The organism is Mycobacterium sp., assembly GCF_025965855.1.
GTDB lineage: Bacteria > Actinomycetota > Actinomycetes > Mycobacteriales > Mycobacteriaceae > Mycobacterium.
The window spans coordinates 1-13115 of sequence record NZ_JAOPWB010000318.1; the positions used below are offsets into that span (position 1 = coordinate 1).

The window sequence follows — 13115 nt, forward strand, 5'->3', positions numbered from 1 at the left end:
GCCGATGCTGGCGCCGGAGCCGGCCACCACGTCGGCCATCGTGGCCGCGGTGAATCCCCTGGTCGCGAAGACCTCGGTCGCAGCGTCGAGGATCCGCTGCTGGGTGGCGCCGGTCTTCGCCCAGCGAGGGCCTGCGCTGAGGTCGCCATCCTCTCGACGCTATCAGTAGTCCACGGTCGGATCGAAAGACCTTGCCGCGGTGCAGATCTGGCGAATCTCGGTGGGGGTCGGTGCGTCTCGGGCGCGCAGGCGATAGGTTGGTCGTGCGGACGCGCCGAACGGGGAGTGAAGATGGCTGACGATGCTGAGCGAGCCCGCGATGGGTGAACCGGGCTGGATCGACGTGCCCGGCCCGGCCGGGGGCCTGAAGGCCCTTACCTGGGGGCCACCGGATGCGCCGATCGCGTTGTGCCTGCACGGCTTCCCCGACACCGCCTACGGGTGGCGCAAGCTCGCTCCGCGACTTGTCGAGTCGGGGTGGCGGGTCGTCGCGCCGTTCATGCGCGGGTACGCGCCGTCGTCGATCCCAACCGATGGCGATTTCCACATCGGCGCGCTGATGGACGACGCCCTACGGGTGCGATCGGCCGCGGGCGGCACCGAGCGTGATGTCGTGATCGGCCACGACTGGGGTGCGGCCGCGGCGACCGGTCTGGCCGCAATGCCGAATAGCCCGTTCGCCAAGGCGGTGATCATGTCGCTGCCGGTCTCGGCGGGGTTCCGTCGGCGAGGCGGCGTGGCCGACCGGGCGCGGCTACTCGGCCACCTGCCGGCCCAGCTGGTGCGCAGCTGGTACATCCTCTACTTCCAATTGCCTTGGCTGCCCGAGCGTTCCGCGTCCTGGGTGCTGCCGCTGCTGTGGCGGCGGTGGTCGCCGGGCTATCGCGCCGAGGAGGATCTGCGTCACGTCGACGCCGCGATCGGCACGCCCGAGAGCTGGCGCGCGGCACTGGGACCCTACCGGGCCACCATCCGCGCCCCGCGGCCGCCGGCGCGGTATGCCGAATTGAACCGGCTGTGGACCGAGGCGCCCCTGCTGCCATGTTTGTACTTGCATGGCCGCGACGACGGTTGCATGACAGCGGCTTTCACCAGCTGGACGGAAAAGGCGCTGCCCGCGGGCAGCGAGGCCGCCATCGTCGACCACGCGGGCCATTTCCTACAGCTCGAACAGCCGGACAAGGTCGCCAACCTGGTGCTCACGTTCATCGGCTCGCCCGGCTGAGGCCATGGCGGCGCGGCGGATGGCGGCCGTCGATGCGCAGTTCTACTGGATGTCGGCCAAAATGCCCAACGACGAGTTTCTGCTGTACGCATTCGACGGCGAACCGGAGGATCTCGGGCGTGCGGTCGAGCAGGTATGCCAACGGGCGCGCGAGTGCCCCGACTTGACGGTACGGGTCCGGGAGCGAAGCCGGCTGGTCTATCCGCAGTGGGTGCCCGCGGCCGTCGGGCCCGAATGGGTCGTCCGCCACGACCGGGCGGACCGCGGCTGGCGCGAGTGCCTGGCGGCCGTCGTCGACCTCGTCGAGGACCAGCTGGACGTGCGCCGGATGCCGTGGCGGCTGCACCTCTTTACCCCGGTGCTCGGCATTCCGGGTATAGCCGGCCCGGGCAGCGTCGCGGTTCTCCAGGTCGCGCACGCGCTGGCCGACGGTGCGCGCGGCTCGGCGATGGCGGCCTGGTTGTTCGGCCGGGGCGCGCCGGTGCCGGAGGTGGTGCGGCCGTCGGCGGGGTTCTTCCCCTGGCTGGCCATCGATGCGGCGCGCGCCCATCGCCGGCTGGTTCGCGACACCCGCGCCGGATTGCTGGTGCCGGGCGTCGGGTCACGGCCACTGCAGGCCACCAACGCTCGCCCGGGTGGCGCCCGCTCGGTGCGCACGCTGGTGCGGCGCCGCTCGCAACTGCGTGGCCCCACGGTCACCGTCGGGGCGCTGGCCGCGGTTTGCACGGCGCTGTCCACACTGCTCGGCGAGGGGGCCGACTCGCTGGGCGCAGAAGTGCCGATGGCCAAACCGGGTGTGCCGCAAGCGCACAACCACTTCGGAAACGTCGTCGTGGGGCTCTACCCGAAACTGGGCCTCGATGCCCGGGTGGAGCGGATCGCGACCGATCTGGCCAATGGCCGGCGCCGCTTCGAACATCCCGCCACGCGCTCGGCCGACCGGGCGTTCGCCGCGGTGCCCGCGGCGCTACTGCGTTGGGGCGTCGCGCAGTTCGACGCCGACATCCGTCCGACGCAGGTGGCCGGCAACACCGTGGTGTCCAGCGTCAACCGCGGGGCCGCCGATCTGAGCTTCGGGGGCGCCCGGGTGGCGCTGACGGCCGGATACCCGGCGTTGTCGCCGGTGATGGGGCTGACTCACGGGGTGCACGGCATCGGCGACACCGTCGCGATCAGCGTGCACGCCGCGGAGTCAGCCGTCTCGGACATCGACGAGTACGTCCGGCTACTGGACGCGGCCCTGTGAGCGCTACTGTGCGTCACCGGATCTCGCCGCTTCTTCGCGGGTCATCCCGATGGCACCGATCAGCTCCTCGTGCAGCTCGAACCACACGGTGTGGTAGGAGTCGGTGAGCGGTCTGGTCAGCCAGGCGGTATCGCCGGACTTGACCTTGCCCAGTGCCGCGAGCAATTTCGTCGAGTAGGCGTTCAATCGTGGCAACTGGGCCGCGGCCGCCTCGATGATCGGCAGCACCCGCGCGTGCACCTCGTCGAGGCGGGCCAACACCGCGGCGTCGTATTCGGCGTCATCGTGGGCGTTGGGCTCGCCTTCGGCGCCGCCTTTCAGCTGCCAGTCCGTCACCAGTGCCTTGAAATCGGTGTTCACCGCGCGAAAGTCGTTGTAGGCGGCGGCCATCGCGGCCGGGTCGACGCCGTCGCGCTCCTGACCGAGCAACGTCTCCAGCCGGGCGCGGCCACTGGGAGTGAGCCGCAACGCCAAGCCGTCGAGCAGTAGGCCCGACGCCGTCAGCCGCTCGACGATGGCGGCGATGTCGCCAGGATCCCGGCCCAGGGTCGCGGCCAGGTCGGCGGGACGCACCCGGCCCTTCAGCCGGACCGCTTGCAGCACCGCCAATTCGGTCACCCGGCAACCCCCGCTGTCAGGCGCAGCGCGGTCAGCATGGTGACCAGCGGGGTGGTCGAAACGACGTCGGTACGCCCTTCGTCGATGGCCGCGCGCACCGCGGCATCGGAGGCGTCATCGAGCCTCGGGTGGTCGCCGGCGGCGTGTGCGCGCAACGGGCTGACTCGCCGCGCGATGTCGGCCAGCTCGCGCAGTTCCGGCGTATCGTTCTCCGACCACGCCGACAGGCTCAGGTTGCCCTCGCGCACTTCACCTTCGGAGCCGTCGACGGTGATCTGCTTGCCGGCCAGCGCCGCCGCGGCGCCACGGCCGCAGCCCACCACGGCGACCCGGCCGAGTTCGCGGCTGACCACCGCGGCGTGGCTGGCGGCGCCGCCGACCTCGGTCACGATGCCTTGGGCGGCCAGCATGCCCAGGACGTCTTCGGGCCTGGTGTGATCGCGCACCAGGATGACCCGCTCGCCGCGGTCGGCCGCGTCAAGCGCCTCATCGACATCGGTGTACGCCTTGCCGGATGCCACGCCCGGGCAGGCCGGCAGGCCCTTGGCCAAAAGCGGGGCGGTCAAACGCGTTTCGGGCTGCAATGTGGGCAGCAACAGAGCCGCTACGTGCGCCGGGGCCACGCGGCGGAGCGCCTCGGCGTCGTCGATGATCCCCTCATGGCGTAGTTGGATGGCCAGTCGAACCGCCGCCTGTGCCGAGCGCTCGGCCGCCCGCGTCTGCAGCAGCCACAACTTGCCGTCGTCGACGGTGAACTCGATCTCCTGGACGTCGGACCCGAGCCGCTCCAGGCGGCGGGCTGCGTCCGTCAGCTCGTGGTAGACGGCCGGTTGCTCGTCGCGCAGGGCCGCGATCGATTCCACGTCGACCAGTCCCGAGACCACGTCGTCGCCCTGGCCGCCGGGAAGCCACTCGCCGAAGGGCTCGTTCGCGCCGGTTATCGGATTGCGCGAAAAGAACGCTCCGGCACCGGAATTGGGGCCGCGATTGCCGAACACCATCGCCTGCACGACGACGGCGGTGCCGCCCCGATCGTCGAGGCCGTAGTGGGCGCGGTAGGCGACCGCGCGGCGCGAATCCCAGGAGGCGAACACCGCCTCGATTCCGGCGCGCAACTGCTCGTACGGGTCGGCGGGCACGGATTCTTCTCCACTGGCGCCCACGATTCGCTGATACATCCCCGTGAAGCGCCGGCGGGTGTCGCGGGCGAACTCCGGGACGCCTTCCGCCGCGAGTGCTTGTTCGACGGCGTCGTTCATTCCCAGGTCCAGGATGGTGTCCATCATGCCGGGCATGGAGTGCGTGGCTCCCGAGCGCACGCTGACCAACAGCGGCCGCGGGCCCCGCCCGAAGGTGCGTGAGGTTTCCGCTTCCAGCCAGCGCATCCCGTCGAGGACGTCGCCCCAGATCGCGTCGATCGTCGCCGCGGGGTCCGCGAGGTAGCTGAGGCCCACCTCGGTGGTGATGCAGAACGCGGGCGGTACCGGCAGATTCTGCCGGCGCATCGCGTCGATGCCGTGGCCCTTGTTGCCGAGAAGCTGCCGCGGGTGACGCGCGTCGCCGTTCAGCAAGACCACGGCGGTGATGCGGGTCGTGATACACCCCCTCGTCGTGCGGCACGCCCTGCTGGGACCGTCCCGGCAGGCCTCGACGAGTATGTCAGGACCGTCCGCGCAGCAGCCCGAAGCCGAAGTTCGTGCCCAATCCGCGGCGTAGCGCCAGGTGGATCCACAGCAGCCCGTAGGGCTCGAGCAGCCGTGCCAGCGTGAGGTCGCCGATGTCGACGGTCTCGAAACCAAGTTCCGTGACCAGCCCGGCAGTCACCGCCTTGGCATCGTCGTCGTCGCCGCAGATGAACATGACCGGTTCGCCCGGCAGTTGCGGTCCGTCCATCATCGGGGCGCCGATCTGGTTCATCGCCTTACAGACGCGGGCGCCGGGCGCCCACTTCGCGATTTCTTCGGCGCCGGAGCTGGCATGCCCGACCTCGAGCGTGGCGAAGTCGGGTGTCAGCGGATTGGTGCAATCGATGAGGACTTTGCCTGACAGATCGCCACAGCCCTGCACCGCCGCCTGCGTGCCCTGCCACGGCGTGCACAGCACCACGACATCGGCTGCGGCCGTGGCGAATTCGTTGGTCTCGACCGAACCGAGCGACGAATATTTCGGATCGTCGGGGTTTCGGACACCGAACATGATCTGGTGGCCGCGGTTGGCCCACGCGCTGCCCAGTACCTTCCCGACGTTGCCGGCTCCGATGATCGCGATCTTGATGTCGCTCTCCTTTCCGGTTCTCATACGCTACCCGCTAGGTTTGCACCTATGAATGTGTATGACGTCGGGTTACTGATCCTGCGGCTCGGGCTGGGACTGACGCTCGCCGCGCACGGCCTCAACAAGTTCTTCGGCGGCGGGCGGATACCGGGAACGGCTCGGTGGTTCGAGAGCATCGGCATGAAGCCCGGTAAGTTCCACGCCGTCGTGGCCGCCACCACCGAGGTGTGCGCCGGGCTGGGCCTCGCGGCCGGGTTGCTCACGCCGATCCCGGCGGCGGGCTTCGTCTCGCTGATGCTGGTCGCTGCCTGGACCGTGCACCGCGCCAACGGCTTTTTCATCGTCAAGGAGGGCTGGGAGTACAACCTGGTGCTGGCGGTCAGCGCCGTCGCGGTGGCCACGCTGGGCGCCGGGCGGCTCAGCCTGGATTGGCTGATCTTCGGCAAGAACTGGTTCGACGGCTGGCCCGGTCTGGCGATCTCGGCAGGGCTCGGTCTCGCCGGTGCCATCGGGCAGTTGGTGATCTTCTACCGACCGCCGGTCAAGCAGGCGGGATAGCGCCTCCGCCTCGTCACAGGGCCGGCGAGCGTAACGCACTGCGAAAATCAGCCCAACTTTTCGCCGTGTCGTTACGCTCGCGCGGCACCTAAGCGTTTTTCACGGGCGCGAATGACACAATGGCGTGTCGGCCCGCGCCCGTGGCATGTCCAGTTGCCCTAACCGACTGCGGCCGCGGCGGTTTCGGCCGACATCACCTCGGCCGCGGCGCGCTCGCCTGAGCGAATCGCACCATCGACCCACCCGCACATGATCGTCGAGGTCTCCGTGCCGGCCCAATGGATGCGGTCACAGGGCTGACGCAACGTGTAACCGAATTCGGTCAGCACTCCCGTCGGCGCGTGGCTGATCATCCCACCACCGGAATAGCGTTCGGTGGTCCAGTTCTGTTCGTGGTATTCGAGGGGGACACGCGCCTTCTCGCCGAACCGATCGACGAGTTCGCCGATGATCGCCGCTTTGCGCTCGGCCGCGTTGAGCGTGCACATGCGGCGTGCGGCGGGTCCCTCGGTGATGGCACACATGATGCCCGGCGTCCCGGTGTCCGTGCACGCGTCGATGGTCAGGGTCGCGAGAGATCCCGGCGACGTCGACTGGCCGGACAAGCCGTCGGCGCGCCAGAACGGCTCGTCGTAGAACGCGGAGGTCTTGAAGATCGCGCCCCCGGGCATGCGCTGGTGCAGAAACGTCCGGTCCACCGGCAGCATCGGCTCATAGTCGATCGAGCTGGCGATCGCCAGCGGAATGCCCACGACCACCCGCCGCGCACGCACCGTCAGGCCGTCCGCGCGGACCGTCACACCGTCTCCATCCTGGGCGATCTGCCGGACCGGTTCGGACAGGTGCAAAGCATCGCCGAGTTCGGCCGCCATCGGTCCGTACACGGCGCCCATCCCGCCGACCGGGCGGGCATCCTGCGAGCCGCCCTTCCCGGAGATGACGAAGTTAGGGCCACCGGCCGACCCCATCTGCGTCAGCACCCACAGCATTGAAACCTCCGACGCCGCCGAGGTGTACGCCCCGGCGATCGCCATGTCGAGCATCTCGCGGGCCTGCTTGGACATGGTGTTCTTGTCGAGCCATTCCCCGAGGCTGATGCGGTCCCACTCGGCTGCCTCCTTGGCCTCCCAGGGGGTTTCGCGCGGAATCGATTTGCACATTTTCTCTATCGAGAGCAGACCGATACCGAGGTTGGTGACCGCCCACGGGCTCACCGTCCAGGGGATGGTGCCACCGTAACGGTGCTTCTTGCCGTCGACGATCATCATGGCGTCGCCGTCGTTGTGCTGCTTGTACTCCGGGACACCGAACTCGTCCATCAGCGCATAAATGCGGTCCTGACCCGGGCCGATCCACGCGCCGCCGCGATCGACCCATGTTCCGTCGGGGCGGTACTCGGTGAACGTGCGACCGCCGACCCGGTCGCGCGCCTCCAGCAAGGCCACCGAGCGGCCCGCTTGCTTTAACCGCAGGGCGGCGGTCAAACCCGCGAAGCCAGCCCCGACCACGCAGTAATCGACATCCGTCACGACTGGCTCCTCACCTGGCCCCGCCCCAGCAGCAAACTACACCGAACGTGGCACCGGTAGTAGCGTGTTCACGCGAATTTCTCGGGCGATTCAAATCCGTTGACGCGAAGGTAGACCACGCTTCTCGGCGACGGCTGTCCGGCCGAAGTCGAGGTCCGACCGGTCAAAGATGATGGGCCTGATTGCCACCGCGGCGTTTGGCGGTGTACATCGCGCTGTCCGCGACGTCGATAAGTTTTTCGATGAGTCCGGGGACCTCGGATGTGCCAATCGGGGGCAGTTCGGCGGTGGCAGTGCCGATGCTGGCTGTCAGTCCCTGAGGAAGTGCGGCAATGGCAGCGCCCAATCGCGCCGAGATTGTCTCGGCATTCGGCGATGGGCTAGTGGCGGCGATGAGGAATTCTTCGCCGCCCGCGCGGCAGAGCACGGCCGTCGATGCCATGTGCTTCCTCAGCACGTCGGCGACGGCGATCAGGGCGCGGTCACCCGCGGCGTGACCGAAGGTGTCGTTGATGCGTTTGAAGGCGTCGAGGTCGATCATGACCATGGTCAGGTGGGTATCGTCAGCGTGCGGATCGCCGAGTCTGCGGGTAAGAGCGGCGATGAACCCTCGGCGGTTGAACAGGCCCGTCAGCGAGTCCTCGTCGGCGCGCACCGCGTAGGTCCCCATGGCCCGCGCCATCCCTCGCATCGCCGCGGGGAACGACAGGTTGAGCATTGAGATCACCCAAAACGCGGCGAGCCCAGTTCCAATGTCGGCCTCACGAGCCAGGTGCACCGCGGTGGCGATGGAAACGGTGGCCGCCACGGCGCCGCTGAACACCAGAAACTTATTGCTATGGAAAAGGGCGACATACCCGCCGTTAGTAGCCATAGCGCAGCAGCCGACGGCCGCCAGAGCGGCGGTCGGCTGGGTCAGACCCGCCGCTACCACTCGACCCACCCGGCCGAGCAGGCGTTCGGGGCGCGCGCGGAGGTCACGCTCAAGAGCGGCGAGGTGATCTCCGACGAGCTCGCCGTCGCCGACGCCCATCAGTTGGGCGCCCGGCCGTTTCGGCGCCCGCAGCACGTGCGGAAGTTAACCGAGCTCACCGATGGTGTCGTGGAGGCAGCCGAGCAGCGCAGATTTCTGTCCGCCGTGGAGTCCCTGGCCGAGCTGGAGGCCGTGGATGCGCTGAACGTGGTGATCGATCCGCGGGTGCTGAACAGGGCGCCGGTCATCCCGCCGGGCATCTTTCGCTGAATTTGGTTGTGCAATTACGGCTTTGCGTGTGCATACAGGGCGGAAACTTCGCGGATTTACCGCCGCTGGCTCACACTCAAATCCCTGAGCGCACACTCGAGCGACGCGGCCGAGGAATGAATGGCCCGCCGACCTACATGCGATCGAGGTTTCGGAAGTCGTCGGTCCCGAACCAATGGTCGTCGAGATCTTTCTTGGCCTGATTAACGTCGCCCGGGCCGCCCCGGTCCGCGATCGCCCACAGCCCGTAATAAGCCCAGCCGTTTCCGGGGAAAGTCCCTGTTGGGATTTCGTTGGGGTTGCCGCGCGGGGCTTGGTTCAGGCTCTTCAACAGCAGCCGCTGGGCCCCTGCCAGATTCGCTCGGCCCTGAACCGTCGCGGGGTCGACAGCGATCGCCCTCTGGATCAGGATCGAGGCCAGCGTCTGGCGCGCAGGGTAGGGCCACAAGGGAGGCTCGGTGTATTTCAGGGCGTCCTGGATATCGACGGCGCGTGTCGCAGCCGAAACCGCATCGACCCAGTTACCTTTCAGGGCCTCCACCCGTGCATGTCCCAGGCTTTCAAGGACCGCTGTCAGACACAGTTCGGGTTTCGCGCGGCCGGGCGGCGTATCGCAGCTTAGGTTCTCTCTGCCCTTCTCGGGTTGGTACTTGCGATATCTGGCGACGTCGTCATCGAATATGCGGAGCCGCTCGTTAGACTTCTCTTTATCTTTATCCCAGATATCCGCCATAAGCTGCGTAAAGTCGTAGGCGATGTTTGCCACCGGCTGCCGCTCAAAAGCATCCGGTCGCGCGAATTTTCGAATATCTGCCGTGTTCGAAAAATTTACCTTTGCGAGGTAATAGACTGCCCTATATATGTCCGCGCGCATTCCGTTCGCTTTGTCCGGCAACGATTTGAGCAGCTTCTCTGCATAACGGTTGATGTCCTGTTCCTTGTTGTCGCCGCTCAACGCCGCGGCGGCGATCACGAAATGAATATTGTGAGGGTAATAACTGTATCTATAACGGTCCCCGTCCGGACGATATAAATCCGGTTCCGTCGCGAAATACCGTTCGTCCGCGTCGATCGCTGCTTTGTTGGCCCTAATCGCGTTCTGCATGTCTCCCATGCGGAAATAGATGTGCGACGGCATGTGGACCAGATGACCTGCATTCGGCGCCAACGGTGCAGGCGGCGCCAACCAGTCCGCGTATTGCTTAGCGTCGCCCGGGTTGGGCGACTGCTCCATCAGGTGGATATACCAGTGGATGGGTCCTTCGTTGGGGAGGGGTTCGGGGAATTTCAGAGCCCTCTCGAGTTGATTCAGTGCCTCCCTGATCGGCTCGCTCGCCTTGGGGTTCGGATCTCCATTTTCGTCCCAATAAGTCCATGGTGCTAGGTTCATGGCCGAGTCGGCAAAGAGCGCGATGACGTTGGGGTCATTGGCGCCGAACGTGTCCAGCACTCTCTTCATCCCGTAAAAATAGGCTTGGTTGCGAACCCACTGACATTCTTTCTTGGCCTTCCTGTCCTTCGCGTCCTTAATATTGCAATCTTGATAGCGTCCGAACAAAGCCCGGATCATCTCCCAATCTTGGGGACTTGGATTGGCTTCGATGGAGCGGTGGAGCAAAAATTTCGCCTCGAGCCGGTCGGGCTCCGATTGTTCCGACATATTGAGGTCTACTCCGAGCACGAGCGCTTGGGCCCAATAGCACGCCGAGCAAGGAATGCCGTTACCTTCGGCCTCATAAGCCGCTTGGCGAAATGCGCGATAGGATTCACGGTTGTTGAAAGCGAAGTAGAATCGCAGGCCCTGATCAAAATAGGCCTGCGCCCACGGCGGTACATCCAAATGCGCGCTTCCGATGCCGGAATACAACGGTGGCTTAGGATCATTCGCGGTCAGGTCAACCAAGGCACAGGCCTTGGTCGGCATTCCCATGTCGTCCATTTCCATGTCGGCACTTGGCTCTTCGGACGGACCCGGGCAGGTCTCGGTCGGCTCGCAACGCGGGCAGCAGCCGGCAACGGTTAAAACGAGAATCATTGACGCTGCCGACAATCCGCTCCGAAATAAGTTGAACATGATTTCCCTCATGTCATGTCGGCGAACTCATTGGGACGACGGCATTCTATTCTGCAACGAGTCACGGCGTGACGGTATGGCCGAACCACTTCGCGAAAATCCGCCCACCGCAGTTTCGAGCGAGTCGCGTTTCTGCTCTGGCGCGGTGAGCTACCTACCGCGCTCCCGCCGTTGAGCGCTCAGGCAAGCCGGCTAGGGCGTGGAGGGCCCGCCGTACTGCCACACCAGGCTGTGGTTGCCGGTCATCGTCGGGTTGCACCACATCGTCCGGCCGTTGGCGTCGCGGGTGGTCGCGTGCAGCACTGTGCAGGGGTCGCCGGGCGCGGGTGGGTCGGCCCGGGCGACGGCGGCGCCGGCGACAACGGCGATGGGCGCGACGGCGGCAAAAGTTGCCAACACGACGACTCGAAGTTTGCTCATGATGTCTCCCAGGCCGGCGCCCGACCGAACCCCACGCTATCCGGCGGCGAACCCGCGGGCAAAGAAACTTCGCCCACCCCGGCCCAGGGGCCTAGAACACGTTCTAATCTGTGAAACCATGGGATTTCTCAAGCCCGAGCTGCCCCAGCTCGACATGGCTGAATGGAACAAGGGCACCCGCAGCGAGAAGATCCGTCCGATGGCCCGGCATTGGGCGGAGGTGGGCTTCGGTACGCCGGTCGCGCTGCATCTGTTCTACGCGGTCAAGATCCTGCTCTACATCCTCGGCGGGTGGCTGTTCGCCTCGGCCACCAAAGGGCTCGGCGGGTTCACGCACGTCGCGTCGTGGTGGTCCGAGCCGATCGTCTTCGAGAAGGTCGTGCTCTACACGATGTTGTTCGAGGTGATCGGGCTGGGTTGCGGCTTCGGGCCGCTGAACAACCGGTTCTTCCCGCCGCTGGGCTCGATCCTGTACTGGATGCGGTTCGGCACCATCCGGCTGCCACCGTGGCCGGATCGCGTCCCACTGACCAGGGGCACCGCCCGCAAGCCGGTGGATGTCTTCATCTACGCGGCGCTGCTGCTGATGACGCTGTGGGCGTTGCTCTGCGACGGGACCGGCCCGGTGCCGGAACTGGGCACCACCGTCGGGCTGCTGCCGACGTGGCGCGTCGTGGTGATCCTGCTGCTCCTCGGCGCGGCGGGGCTGCGCGACAAGGTGATTTTCCTGGCCGCACGCGGCGAGGTCTACGCGACCCTGGCGGTGACCTTCCTCTTCGGCGGCGTCGACATGATCGTCGCGTCGAAGATCGTCTTCCTGGTGATCTGGATGGGCGCGGCGACATCCAAGCTCAACAAGCACTTCCCGTTCGTGATCTCCACGATGATGTCCAACAACCCGCTCATGCGGCCGAAGTGGCTGAAGCGGCGCTTCTTCGAGAAGTTCCCCGAGGATCTGCGGCCCGGGCGGCTGTCCCGATTCCTGGCACACGTGAGCACCGCCATCGAGATGTTGGTGCCGCTGGCGCTTTTCTTCTGTCACGGCGGGTGGCCGACGGCGGTGGCCGCGTTCGTCATGGTCTGCTTCCACCTGGGGATCCTTCTGTCCATCCCGATGGGGGTGCCGCTGGAGTGGAACGTTTTCATGATCTTCGGTGTGCTGTCGTTGTTCGTCGCGCACGCCCGCCTGGGGCTGACGGACCTGAAACATCCGGTGGTGGTCGCAATCCTGTTCGTCGTCATCGCGGGAATCGTGGTGCTGGGCAATATGTTTCCGCGCAAGATCTCGTTCCTGCCCGGCATGCGCTACTACGCCGGCAACTGGGACACCACGCTGTGGTGCATCAAGGCATCGGCCAACGAGAAGATCGGCCGGGGAATCGTGGCGATCGCGAGCATGCCGCAGGCCCAGCTGGAGCGGTTCTACGGCAGCCCGGAAGCGGCACAGATACCGATCTACATGGGCTATGCGTTCCGCGGGTTCAACACCCACGGCCGGGCCCTGTTCACACTGGCGCACCGCGCCATGGCGGGCCAGAACGAGGACGACTACGTCATCACCGACGGCGAGCGCATCTGCAGTACCGCCATCGGCTGGAACTTCGGCGACGGCCACATGCACAATGAGCAACTCATCACCGCCATGCAGCAGCGCTGCCACTTCGAGCCGGGGGAGGTGCGGGTCGTCTTGCTCGACGCGCAGCCCATCCACAAGCAGACCCAGGCCTACCGGCTGGTGGACGCGGCGACCGGTGAGTTCGAGCACGGCACCGTGCGAGTCGCCGACATGGTCACCCGACAGCCCTGGGCCGACGACGTTCCGGTCGAGGTGCTGTCCGACTAGTCCGGCGAGCAGACGCAAAAGCCCCCGCACGCCCGGCGTGTCGGGGGCTTTTGCGTCTGCTCGCGGCGGCCCAAGCCCGCGGCAG

12 protein-coding genes and 1 pseudogene are annotated in these 13115 nt (G+C 66.5%); 5 read left to right on the plus strand and 8 right to left on the minus strand.

Features of this window, described 5'->3' with window-relative positions; translation table 11 throughout:
• The coding region (locus JWP83_RS27100) for a TetR family transcriptional regulator (protein WP_297737806.1) at positions 1-93 on the minus strand (93 nt) is incomplete at its 3' end.
• Positions 94-319: 226 nt separating this feature from the next.
• On the opposite strand from JWP83_RS27100, the gene JWP83_RS27105 reads away from it, so the two are divergent.
• Both JWP83_RS27105 and JWP83_RS27110 read left to right on the plus strand, forming a co-directional pair.
• Positions 320-1225, plus strand: a complete 906-nt coding sequence (locus tag JWP83_RS27105) for an alpha/beta fold hydrolase (protein ID WP_297737809.1) — start codon at positions 320-322, stop codon at positions 1223-1225.
• A 4-nt stretch (positions 1226-1229) separates the two neighbouring features.
• Positions 1230-2471 carry a WS/DGAT domain-containing protein gene (locus tag JWP83_RS27110; RefSeq protein ID WP_297737648.1) on the plus strand — a complete coding sequence of 414 codons (1242 nt, stop codon included), beginning with the start codon at positions 1230-1232 and terminating at the stop codon, positions 2469-2471.
• A gap of 3 nt (positions 2472-2474) precedes the next feature.
• Here JWP83_RS27110 and JWP83_RS27115 read toward each other — a convergent pair whose 3' ends face one another.
• From JWP83_RS27115 to JWP83_RS27125, 3 genes are all read right to left on the minus strand, one after another.
• On the minus strand, positions 2475-3089 hold the full coding sequence (locus JWP83_RS27115) for a MarR family transcriptional regulator (protein WP_297737651.1): 615 nt from the start codon (positions 3087-3089) through the stop codon (positions 2475-2477).
• Positions 3086-4687 (minus strand): pyruvate, phosphate dikinase, encoded by a 1602-nt coding sequence (locus tag JWP83_RS27120; RefSeq protein ID WP_297737811.1) that lies wholly within the window; start codon positions 4685-4687, stop codon positions 3086-3088. Before JWP83_RS27120 ends, JWP83_RS27115 begins: the two co-directional genes overlap by 4 nt.
• 61 nt (positions 4688-4748) lie before the next feature.
• The gene (locus JWP83_RS27125; RefSeq protein ID WP_297737655.1) at positions 4749-5387 is read right to left on the minus strand and encodes an NADPH-dependent F420 reductase; all 639 of its coding nucleotides are present in this window, start codon (positions 5385-5387) and stop codon (positions 4749-4751) included.
• A gap of 24 nt (positions 5388-5411) precedes the next feature.
• Here JWP83_RS27125 and JWP83_RS27130 point away from each other — a divergent pair, with 24 nt between their 5' ends.
• The gene (locus tag JWP83_RS27130; RefSeq protein ID WP_297737658.1) at positions 5412-5921 is read left to right on the plus strand and encodes a DoxX family protein; all 510 of its coding nucleotides are present in this window, start codon (positions 5412-5414) and stop codon (positions 5919-5921) included.
• Positions 5922-6079: 158 nt separating this feature from the next.
• Here JWP83_RS27130 and JWP83_RS27135 read toward each other — a convergent pair whose 3' ends face one another.
• Both JWP83_RS27135 and JWP83_RS27140 read right to left on the minus strand, forming a co-directional pair.
• A complete protein-coding gene (locus JWP83_RS27135; protein WP_297737660.1) occupies positions 6080-7450 on the minus strand; it encodes an FAD-dependent oxidoreductase in 1371 nt (456 codons plus the stop codon).
• 163 nt (positions 7451-7613) lie between these two features.
• A complete protein-coding gene (locus JWP83_RS27140) occupies positions 7614-8273 on the minus strand; it encodes a GGDEF domain-containing protein (protein ID WP_297737663.1) in 660 nt (219 codons plus the stop codon).
• A gap of 96 nt (positions 8274-8369) precedes the next feature.
• Between JWP83_RS27140 and JWP83_RS27145 the strand changes: the two are divergent.
• Positions 8370-8693 (plus strand): annotated as a pseudogene (locus JWP83_RS27145) (MmgE/PrpD family protein); the annotation flags it as partial.
• A 133-nt stretch (positions 8694-8826) separates the two neighbouring features.
• Here JWP83_RS27145 and JWP83_RS27150 read toward each other — a convergent pair.
• Together JWP83_RS27150 and JWP83_RS27155 are read right to left on the minus strand one after the other, a co-directional pair.
• On the minus strand, positions 8827-10779 hold the full coding sequence (locus JWP83_RS27150; protein WP_297737666.1) for a hypothetical protein: 1953 nt from the start codon (positions 10777-10779) through the stop codon (positions 8827-8829).
• Between the two features lie 180 nt (positions 10780-10959).
• The gene (locus JWP83_RS27155) at positions 10960-11187 is read right to left on the minus strand and encodes a hypothetical protein (RefSeq protein WP_297737669.1); all 228 of its coding nucleotides are present in this window, start codon (positions 11185-11187) and stop codon (positions 10960-10962) included.
• Between the two features lie 118 nt (positions 11188-11305).
• On the opposite strand from JWP83_RS27155, the gene JWP83_RS27160 reads away from it, so the two are divergent.
• Positions 11306-13030 (plus strand): DUF3556 domain-containing protein, encoded by a 1725-nt coding sequence (locus tag JWP83_RS27160; protein ID WP_297737672.1) that lies wholly within the window; start codon positions 11306-11308, stop codon positions 13028-13030.
• The last annotated feature ends 85 nt before the right edge of the window (positions 13031-13115 follow it).

What these genes read in the sequence shown, in the direction of transcription:
- JWP83_RS27105 (WP_297737809.1), top strand. Translation starts at nt 320, where the DNA reads ATGGGTGAACCGGGCTGGATCGACGTGCCCGGCCCGGCCGGGGGCCTG.
- JWP83_RS27110 (WP_297737648.1), top strand. Translation starts at nt 1,230, where the DNA reads ATGGCGGCGCGGCGGATGGCGGCCGTCGATGCGCAGTTCTACTGGATG.
- JWP83_RS27125 (WP_297737655.1), bottom strand. Translation starts at nt 5,387, where the DNA reads ATGAGAACCGGAAAGGAGAGCGACATCAAGATCGCGATCATCGGAGCC.
- JWP83_RS27130 (WP_297737658.1), top strand. Translation starts at nt 5,412, where the DNA reads ATGAATGTGTATGACGTCGGGTTACTGATCCTGCGGCTCGGGCTGGGA.
- JWP83_RS27150 (WP_297737666.1), bottom strand. Translation starts at nt 10,779, where the DNA reads ATGAGGGAAATCATGTTCAACTTATTTCGGAGCGGATTGTCGGCAGCG.
- JWP83_RS27155 (WP_297737669.1), bottom strand. Translation starts at nt 11,187, where the DNA reads ATGAGCAAACTTCGAGTCGTCGTGTTGGCAACTTTTGCCGCCGTCGCG.
- JWP83_RS27160 (WP_297737672.1), top strand. Translation starts at nt 11,306, where the DNA reads ATGGGATTTCTCAAGCCCGAGCTGCCCCAGCTCGACATGGCTGAATGG.